Raw genomic sequence first — 8,951 nt, 5'->3', positions numbered from 1 at the left:
TCGGGATTCGGGGGCGCCGGTTAAAACGCGGGTAAAACGTAATTTAAACAATGGCGAATTTGCACCAATGTGCGAATTGCCTTCTAATCAATTCTTCCAACAATGGCAGTCGACCCGATTAAAGAATGGTTCGTTCCGGCGTACCCCCCTACCCTATGCACGCAGGTAGGCCATAGCCCCGAGGTACCCCCCACCCCTGTCGTGACCTGCGCAAATGTGGCTAACGCTGATAACGCTCTGACCTGCTGTTATGATTTTTTAAGCAAACGGTCAAGGGGAGACGAGCGCTCGCCCCCGATCTATCTACCTGCGAAAAAAAGAAAAACGGGGTCCAACAGGGCCCGTATACCCCCCTCGTTTCAGCCCGCCCGTGCCCGACAGTGCCTGCTGTACAACAGAATTGGTGGGGGTATACGCGAATTACCTTGTGGCGCAATTAAATTCGAGCCATTGGTGTTCAGCTTTTCGGCATCTTATGTTCCTCCGCATCCCCTCACCAACGCCGAGTGGCCAGAACCTCCAAAAATGCCAGACCCGTACACGCAGCGAATCGGAGAACTGGCCGTCTCCACCTGGGCCGTTGGCCAAAAAGTGAGAGTCTCGCTTCGGGGTTGGTTGCTGTCGGCCGCAATGGGCTAAGCGGACTGCCCCTCGGCCAGCTTGTGGATGGCCCACTGGTTAAGGGAGAGGTTGCGTTCAGCAGCCTCAATGGTGAGGCGCTTGTGCAGCTCGGGTGAAGTGCGCACCATGACCTTGCCGCTGTAATGGCGGTCGGACAGTGGCTGAGGGGGCCGCTCACCTTCGGTGTACATGTCCTTCACGACGTCGGCGACGAGGTGGGCGATACCGCTGATGGCTCCTACTGGGTTTTGGTCGAGCCATGACAGCGATGGGAACTCCACGCAAAGGCCGACCCACTCCCCGTCTTCGGGGGACCACTCGACTCGGTAGGTGTAGTGGTACTCGTTCACCGGCCCTCTCCTTCCTCCATGGCGTTCAGCTTGTCGATAGCGGCCAAGACCTGCTTGACCTGGTATGCCTTCGCCTTCCCTCCCTTGTTCTGAATGTTGACGCGCGGGTCCCCGGCCCACCTCATCTTGAAGACGATGTGACTTCCCCCTGTTTGGCGGGGAATTCCGAAGTGATGACGACAGACCATCTCAACGTCTGCGAAGTCGACGTTCGATGGGTTTTCCCGCATCTGAGCCTCGGCTTTGGCGACTCGATCCGTCACCGCTTAATGCTAGCGCATGTGCTAGCACTTTGCACGGAAGAGAGTCCCCGTCTAGCAGCCACCAGAACGGCTGTTTAGGTGCGCAATGAGCCGCCCACAGATGGGCCGAGCTGCTTGAAATCCTGCGCTTACGCTGCTATCGACATCACGCAATCGTGGATGCGTGACGCGCCGTACGTGATGAATGCCCGGAAACTTTCGCGGCGCCGGGAAAAAAATGCAGCGGCCCCATGACTCACTCGGGAAGTCTGAGCCGGTCAATCGCCTCGATCCGCCGGTCGTCTGTGACCTCGGTATATATCGCGGTTGATGCCAGATTCGAGTGTCGCAGCAGTGTTTGCGCGGTGCGCAGGTCGGCACCGCTGGTGACGAGGTTGGTCCCGTACCAGTGCCGGAGCCGGTGCGCTCCGCCATCGGGGATATCGGCCCGGCGCATGGCGTCGCAGATCGTCATGCTGACCACCTGGCCGCGTATGTGCTGGCCTGGCCGGGTGGAGTTGGACGGGAACCACCAGCCCCGCCGGGGCATCGACTCGGCGCTGTCGAGGATGAGCGGATGCAAGGGGGATCGTTGCGCCGTGGCCACCCTTGCCGACGACGTGCAGGGTGCGGGCGTCGATGTCGACGTCTTGCCCGCGAACCTTGGCGATCTCGTGGGCGCGCAGGCCGGCGAACGCCGCGAGCAGGATCATCATGCGCGTCTTGCGGCGCAGACGCATTGCCGCTGCTGCTCCTGACAAGCTTGAGCGCGCTCACCGGTCACCCCACGCGCACGCCGCGGCGGCGCGCATCTCGTCGTCGTCCACCGCGGTGTAGCGCTCCGTGGTCCCGATCGACTCGTGTCCTAAGAGCTGCTGCACCGCACGTAGGTTGCGGGTGCCGCGATAGGCGCGTGAGGCGAAACGATGTCTCAGGGCATGCATCGTGTAGCCGTCCGGCAGTGCCCGCGACACCAACAGCCCGACCCAGCTCGGCGTCAGGTGATCGCCGGTGCCGTCAGCGAATAACCATCCCGTCGCCGGGGCACCGGGGGTATGCCCGGCGGCACCGAGCCGGATGAGCGCGGCCAGGTCCTCGGCCACGGGCACCACGCGCTGCTTGCCACCCTTGCCATGCACGAGCAACTGAGCCCCGCCGAAGCTCTCAGTCAGATCGGCGGTATGCACGCGGGCAACCTCGACCAGAGTTGCCGCAAGTTGGCGAGCCTGCTCCGCGGTCAGCGATTCGTCGCCCTCGGTGTAGGCGATCAGCCGCTCAACCCGTCCGTCGTTGAACTGAAACCCGCATACGGCGACCGAGCCGCCTTCGCCAACCTCCCGGCTCCACGACGTGAACAGACGCTGATAGACCCCATCGCCCCACTCCATCCAGCCGTGGATAGTGACGGCGTCGGCCGGCGGCGCGACGTCGGCGAGCACCATCTTGGCGACGTTCAGCTCTGCCATCTTCCGTGCGACATTCAAGACACCCTCTGATCGGGTATGCCCGTCCTCCGGAGGGGGCCAGTGGGAGGCCGCGCGCTCGAAATCCTCGACCTGGGCAACCTGCTCCGGTGTCAACTGGTCGGCCAGATCGCGCCAGGTCGTCGCGGTGTTGTCGGGCGTGGTGGTCATCGTGTCGCCCACCCGTCCAGCTCGCCTGCGGCGATGATCAGCGCGGCGGCCAGCTCGCGGGCCTGCCGGGCGCTCAAAGCCTCGCAGCCTGCCTCGACCTGCACCGAGGGGCGGTCGAGCGCACCCTGGTCGAGGGAGCCGTCGGCGTATTGGATGGCCTGCGCCCACACTTGGATGTCGCTGTTGCCTTCGACGCCGCGGGTGATGCCGTTGATCACCCGGTAGGGCCGGTCGCTGTTGGTGCCCGACCACAAGTCGGCGTACACGGCGCCGGGAGGCAGGGGGATGTCGGGCAGTTGGCACCCGCTGGGTGTCGGGTCGCTGGTGGTGGGTGTGGTGGTCATGGTTGGGCTCCATTCGATATCGGAGCCATCGCCGCCAACCCTAGTTGCGCGAATCTTGTGCGAAAACACATTTGCGCTGGTCAAATAGTGCCCCCGGCAGGATTCGAACCTGCGGCCTTCTGCTCCGGAGGCAGACGCTCTATCCCCTGAGCTACGGGGGCGCACCACAACCTGCTGCGCCATTGGGGCTTGAACAAGCACGCACAGACTAGCGCATCGCGGACATCGAACTATCACCGCAATGGATTCGGGACGCAGGCACCCCAGACCATAGGATGGATGTTCGTGACCCCCGCCGACCTGGCTGAGCTGCTCAAAGACGCCGCAACAACGGTGCTTGCCGAGCACGGACTCGACGTGGCCATGGTACCGCCGTCCGCCATCGTGGAGCGGCCACGCAATCCCGAACACGGCGACTACGCCAGCAATTTGGCGCTGCAACTCGCCAAGAAGGTCGGCGTCAACCCGCGCGAGCTGGCGGGCTGGCTGGCCGAGGCGCTGACGAAAGCTGCGGGTATCGCCTCGGCCGAGGTAGCCGGACCCGGCTTCATCAACATGCGCTTGGAAGCTTCGGCACAGGCCCAGATCGTCCAGAACGTCATTGATGCCGGCGACCACTTCGGCCATTCCAAGCTGCTCGCCGGGCTCAGGGTCAACTTGGAATTCGTCTCGGCCAACCCCACCGGACCGATCCACATTGGCGGCACCCGCTGGGCCGCCGTCGGCGACGCGCTGGGTCGCCTGCTGTCGACGCAAGGCGCTGAGGTGGTGCGCGAATACTATTTCAACGACCACGGCGCCCAAATCGACCGCTTCGCCAACTCCCTGATCGCAGCGGCCAAAGGTGAGCCCGCCCCGGCCGATGGCTATGCCGGTACCTACATCACCGACATCGCCGCCCAGGTCATGCAGAAGGCTCCCGATGCGCTGAGTTTGCCCGAACCCGAGATGCACGAAACCTTCCGGGAGATCGGCGTCGACCTGATGTTCGCCCACATCAAGCAGTCGTTGCACGAGTTCGGCACCGACTTCGACGCCTACACTCACGAAGACTCGATGCACACCAGTGGCCGCGTCGAGCAAGCCATCACCAGGCTTCGTGAGACCGGCAACATCTACGAGAAAGACGGCGCAACGTGGTTGCGCGCCAGTGCTTTTGGTGATGACAAAGACCGCGTCGTGATCAAGAGCGACGGCAAACCCGCCTATATCGCCGGCGATCTGGCCTACTACCTGGACAAACGGCAACGCGGTTTCGACCTGTGCATCTACATGCTCGGTGCCGATCACCACGGATACATCGCCCGGCTCAAGGCCGCCGCGGCTGCCTTCGGTGAGGACCCGGCGACGGCCGAGGTCCTCATCGGGCAAATGGTCAATCTGGTCCGCGACGGGCAGCCGGTCCGCATGAGTAAGCGCGCCGGAACCGTCATCACCCTTGACGACCTGGTCGAAGCACTCGGCGTGGACGCCGCGCGCTACAGCCTGATCCGCTCATCGGTGGACACCGCCATCGACATCGACCTGGAGCTGTGGTCTTCGGCGTCGAATGAAAACCCGGTCTATTACGTGCAATACGCGCATGCCCGGCTCTGCGCGCTGGCTCGCAACGCCGCCGAACTCGGGCTGGTCCCCGACACCGCGCACCTCGAACTACTCAGCCACGACAAAGAGGGCGCGCTGCTGCGCACCATAAGCGAGTTCCCTCGGGTACTAGAAACCGCGGCCACCCTGCGCGAACCGCATCGGGTGTGCCGCTACCTGGAAGACCTTGCCGGTGATTACCACCGGTTCTATGACTCTTGTCGGGTACTGCCTCAAGGTGACGAGCTGCCGACGGAACTGCACTCAGCCCGCCTGGCGCTGTGCCAGGCCACCCGTCAGGTCATCGCCAACGGGCTGGCGATACTCGCGGTCAGCGCCCCGGAGCGCATGTGAACGTCCATCCCGCCGGCCCCCGGCACGCCGAAGAGACCCGACCCGCTGCCGGCCCATTGCGCCCGCAGTCAGTCGACGAGCTGCTGGGATTGGCGTCGAACGTGTGGCCACGCAACACATTTCGCGGGGAAAACGGGGTGGCCGGCATTGCCGGAGTCGCGCTCACCGACCTCGCCCAGGAGTACGGGACTCCGCTGTTCGTCATCGACGAAGACGATTTTCGCTCGCGCTGCCGAGAGATCGCCGCGGCATTCGGCGGCGGGCGCAACGTCTACTACGCCGCCAAGGCCTTCCTGTGCAGTGAGATCGCGCGCTGGGTCGACGAAGAAGGCCTGTCGCTGGACGTGTCCACTGGTGGAGAACTGGCCGTCGCGCTGCACGCGGGCTTTCCACCAGAGCGAATGACCCTGCATGGCAACAACAAGTCGGTCGCGGAGCTGACTACCGCGGTGAAAGCCGGTGTGGGCCACCTTGTCTTGGATTCGATGATCGAAATTGACCGGTTGGATGCCATCGCGGGCGAAGCAGGCATCGTTCAAGACGTCCTGGTGCGTGTCACCGTGGGGGTCGAGGCACATACTCACGAGTTCATCTCCACCGCACACGAAGATCAGAAGTTCGGGCTGTCGGTGGCCAGCGGAGCGGCGAAGGCGGCGGTGCGCCGAGTCCTCGGCACCGATCACTTGCGACTTGTCGGGTTGCACAGTCATATCGGTTCGCAGATCTTCGATGTCGCCGGGTTCGAGATCGCCGCGCATCGGGTCATCGGGCTGCTACGGGAGATTGTCGGCGAATTCGGTCCGGAAAAAACTGCCCAGCTCACGATCGTCGACCTCGGCGGCGGGCTGGGTATCTCCTACTTGGCATCCGATGATCCGCCGCCGATATCCGAACTGGCGGCCAAGCTGAGTCGCATTGTGAGCAACGAATCAGCGGCCGTGGGGCTGCCCACACCCACGCTGGTGGTCGAGCCTGGACGCGCCATCGCCGGCCCGGGCACCATCACACTGTATGAAGTCGGCACCGTCAAGGATGTCGACATCAGCGCCACCGCGAACCGGCGCTACGTCAGCGTGGACGGCGGCATGAGCGACAACGTCCGCACCGCTCTCTACGCCGCGCAATATGACGTGCGACTGGTTTCCAGAACCAGCGATGCCCCCGCGGCGCTAGCCAGAATCGTCGGAAAGCATTGCGAAAGCGGCGATATTATCGTGCGAGACACGTGGGTTCCCGACGACATACGCCCCGGCGACCTTGTCGCGGTAGCCGCTACCGGCGCCTACTGCTACGCGCTGTCGAGTCGTTACAACATGATTGGCCGTCCCGCCGTAGTGGCGGTGCGCGCGGGTGAGGCCCGCCTGATCCTGCGCCGGGAGACGGTCGAGGATCTGCTGAGTCTGGAGGTGAGGTGAGCGGTGCCGGGTAACGAAAAGCCGGTCGGCGTAGCAGTACTCGGTCTGGGCAACGTCGGCAGCGAAGTTGTCCGCATCATCGAGGAAAGCGCTGACGACCTCGCGGCTCGAGTTGGCGCCCCGCTGGTGCTGCGTGGCGTGGGAGTTCGGCGGGTGGCAGCCGACCGCGGCGTGCCGGTCGAGCTGTTGACCGACAACATCGAAGAACTCGCCTCCCGTGCCGACGTCGACATCGTCGTCGAAGTGATGGGACCGGTAGAACCGGCCCGCAAGGCGATCCTTACCGCACTCGAGCACGGGAAGTCCGTCGTCACCGCAAACAAAGCGCTGCTCTCCACGTCCACCGGGGAACTGGCGCAAGCCGCTGAAAGCGCGCATGTCGACCTCTATTTCGAGGCGGCTGTGGCCGGGGCAATACCGGTGATTCGCCCGCTGACGCAATCGCTGGCCGGTGATACGGTGCTGCGGGTCGCCGGCATCGTCAACGGCACCACCAACTACATCCTCTCGGCGATGGACAGCACGGGCGCCGACTACCAAACCGCGCTGGCCGAGGCCAGCGCGCTCGGGTACGCCGAAGCCGACCCCACCGCCGACGTCGATGGCTTCGACGCCGCGGCCAAGGCCGCGATCCTGGCATCCATCGCCTTCCACACTCGGGTGACCGCCGATGACGTGTATCGCGAAGGCATCACCAAGGTCACTCCTGCCGACTTTGAATCAGCCCACGCCCTCGGCTGCACCATCAAGTTGCTGTCGATCTGCGAGCGCATCATCACCGATGAAGGGCAACAACGAGTTTCGGCTCGCGTCTACCCGGCGCTGGTGCCCCTGTCGCATCCACTTGCCACGGTCAGCGGCGCATTCAACGCCGTAGTGGTCGAGGCCGCCGCGGCCGGGCGACTGATGTTCTACGGCCAAGGCGCCGGCGGTGCGCCCACTGCGTCGGCGGTAACTGGCGACTTGGTAATGGCCGCGCGTAACCGGGTGCTGGGCAGCCGCGGGCCACGTGAATCCAAGTATGCTCAACTTCCTGTGGCACCAATGGGTTTCATCTCGACCCGCTACTACGTCAGCATGAACGTGGCCGACAAGGCTGGCGTGCTGTCTTCGGTGGCGGCCGAATTCGCCAAACGCGATGTCAGCATCGCCGAGGTACGCCAGGAGGGCGTGGTCGACGAAGATGGCCATCGGGTCGGGGCGCGCATTGTGGTGGTCACCCACCTGGCCACCGACGCCGCTCTATCGGAAACCGTTGAAGCACTGGCCGACTTGGATGTCGTGCAGGCGGTGGCAAGCGTGCTTCGAATGGAAGGAACCGACCTGTGAGCGCCCCGCGGACAGCCACCCACCTGCCTTGGCCCGGCGTGATCGCCGCATACCGTGATCGATTGCCGGTGGGCGACGACTGGACACCCGTCACGCTGCTCGAGGGTGGTACTCCGCTGATCGCGGCGCCCAGGCTCTCCGAACAGACTGGTTGCACAATCCATCTCAAGGTCGAGGGCCTCAACCCCACCGGGTCGTTCAAGGACCGGGGCATGACGATGGCGGTCACCGATGCGCTGGCCCGCGGGCAGCAGGCCGTGTTGTGCGCGTCAACCGGAAACACCTCGGCATCAGCTGCGGCCTACGCGGCCCGCGCCGGCATTACCTGTGCGGTGCTAATCCCCCAAGGCAAAATTGCGATGGGCAAGTTGGCGCAGGCGGTCATGCACGGCGCCAAGATCGTCCAGATCGACGGCAACTTCGATGACTGCCTGGAGCTGGCCCGCAAGATGGCCGCCGATTTCCCGACGATCTCGTTGGTCAACTCGGTCAACCCGGTGCGCATTGAGGGCCAGAAGACGGCGGCTTTCGAGATCGTGGATGCGTTGGGCGCCGCGCCCGACGTGCATGCCCTTCCCGTCGGCAACGCCGGCAACATCACCGCATATTGGAAGGGCTATACCGAGTATCACCGCGAAGGCGTGATCGACACGCTGCCCCGCATGCTCGGCACTCAGGCAGCAGGTGCGGCGCCGCTGGTGCTGGGTGAGCCGGTGAGTCATCCAGAAACGATCGCCACCGCAATCCGCATCGGCGCGCCCGCGTCGTGGACGTCGGCCGTGGAGGCGCAGCAGCAGTCCCTGGGCCGCTTCCTGGCCGCCACTGACGACGAGATTCTAGCCGCGTATCACTTGGTGGCCCAGGCTGAAGGCGTCTTCGTGGAACCCGCGTCAGCGGCCAGTATCGCCGGGCTACTCAAAGCCATTGACGATGGTTGGGTGGCGCGCGGGTCGACCGTGGTGTGCACGGTGACTGGCAATGGTCTCAAGGACCCCGATACGGCGCTCCGGGACATGCCAACGGTATCCGCGCTGCCGGTCGATCCCGTTCTCGTCGTCGAACAACTGGGGCTGGCCTA

Annotated in this window: 10 protein-coding genes and 1 tRNA gene; 5 read left to right on the top strand and 6 right to left on the bottom strand. The window is 64.2% G+C overall.

Annotation, left to right across the window (positions count from 1 at the left end; translation table 11 throughout):
* Nucleotides 1-635: 635 nt before the first annotated feature.
* From F0Q45_RS22135 to F0Q45_RS22125, 3 genes are all read right to left on the bottom strand, one after another.
* A complete protein-coding gene (locus F0Q45_RS22135; protein ID WP_149655965.1) occupies nt 636-971 on the bottom strand; it encodes a type II toxin-antitoxin system HicB family antitoxin in 336 nt (111 codons plus the stop codon).
* Nucleotides 968-1,234, bottom strand: a complete 267-nt coding sequence (locus F0Q45_RS22130) for a toxin HicA (protein ID WP_306439464.1) — start codon at nt 1,232-1,234, stop codon at nt 968-970. Before F0Q45_RS22130 ends, F0Q45_RS22135 begins: the two co-directional genes overlap by 4 nt.
* Before the next feature lie 235 nt (nt 1,235-1,469).
* Complete coding sequence (locus F0Q45_RS22125) at nt 1,470-1,796, bottom strand: tyrosine-type recombinase/integrase (protein ID WP_262491114.1); 327 nt, start codon at nt 1,794-1,796, stop codon at nt 1,470-1,472.
* Between the two features lie 16 nt (nt 1,797-1,812).
* Here F0Q45_RS22125 and F0Q45_RS29585 point away from each other — a divergent pair, with 16 nt between their 5' ends.
* Complete coding sequence (locus F0Q45_RS29585; protein ID WP_262491113.1) at nt 1,813-1,971, top strand: hypothetical protein; 159 nt, start codon at nt 1,813-1,815, stop codon at nt 1,969-1,971.
* Nucleotides 1,972-1,986: 15 nt separating this feature from the next.
* Here the strand turns inward: F0Q45_RS29585 and F0Q45_RS22120 are convergent, their stop codons facing one another.
* The 3 genes from F0Q45_RS22120 to F0Q45_RS22110 all read right to left on the bottom strand — a co-directional run bounded on the left by F0Q45_RS22120 (nt 1,987) and on the right by F0Q45_RS22110 (nt 3,352).
* Nucleotides 1,987-2,859: a tyrosine-type recombinase/integrase gene (locus tag F0Q45_RS22120; RefSeq protein WP_262491112.1), complete on the bottom strand. Its 873-nt coding sequence runs from the start codon at nt 2,857-2,859 to the stop codon at nt 1,987-1,989.
* Nucleotides 2,844-3,191 (bottom strand): hypothetical protein, encoded by a 348-nt coding sequence (locus F0Q45_RS22115; protein WP_149655964.1) that lies wholly within the window; start codon nt 3,189-3,191, stop codon nt 2,844-2,846. The genes F0Q45_RS22120 and F0Q45_RS22115 overlap by 16 nt, the downstream gene beginning before the upstream one ends.
* 88 nt (nt 3,192-3,279) lie before the next feature.
* Nucleotides 3,280-3,352 (bottom strand) — tRNA-Arg (locus tag F0Q45_RS22110).
* A gap of 124 nt (nt 3,353-3,476) precedes the next feature.
* Here F0Q45_RS22110 and argS point away from each other — a divergent pair.
* The 4 genes from argS to thrC form a co-directional block, all read left to right on the top strand.
* Nucleotides 3,477-5,129 carry an arginine--tRNA ligase gene (argS, locus tag F0Q45_RS22105; protein WP_149655966.1) on the top strand — a complete coding sequence of 551 codons (1,653 nt, stop codon included), beginning with the start codon at nt 3,477-3,479 and terminating at the stop codon, nt 5,127-5,129.
* Nucleotides 5,130-5,185: 56 nt separating this feature from the next.
* Entirely contained in the window at nt 5,186-6,544 is a 1,359-nt protein-coding gene (gene lysA, locus F0Q45_RS22100) for a diaminopimelate decarboxylase (RefSeq protein ID WP_262491115.1), read from the top strand.
* A 3-nt stretch (nt 6,545-6,547) separates the two neighbouring features.
* Nucleotides 6,548-7,873, top strand: a complete 1,326-nt coding sequence (locus F0Q45_RS22095; protein ID WP_149655962.1) for a homoserine dehydrogenase — start codon at nt 6,548-6,550, stop codon at nt 7,871-7,873.
* The coding region (gene thrC / locus F0Q45_RS22090) for a threonine synthase (protein ID WP_149655961.1) at nt 7,870-8,951 on the top strand (1,082 nt) is incomplete at its 3' end. The genes F0Q45_RS22095 and thrC, both read left to right, overlap by 4 nt.

It is taken from the genome of Mycobacterium simiae (assembly GCF_008370645.1).
In the GTDB taxonomy this organism is placed as follows: domain Bacteria; phylum Actinomycetota; class Actinomycetes; order Mycobacteriales; family Mycobacteriaceae; genus Mycobacterium; species Mycobacterium simiae_A.
Note: the sequence above shows the minus strand (reverse complement) of the source record. Positions and strands in the feature narration are given on the sequence as shown.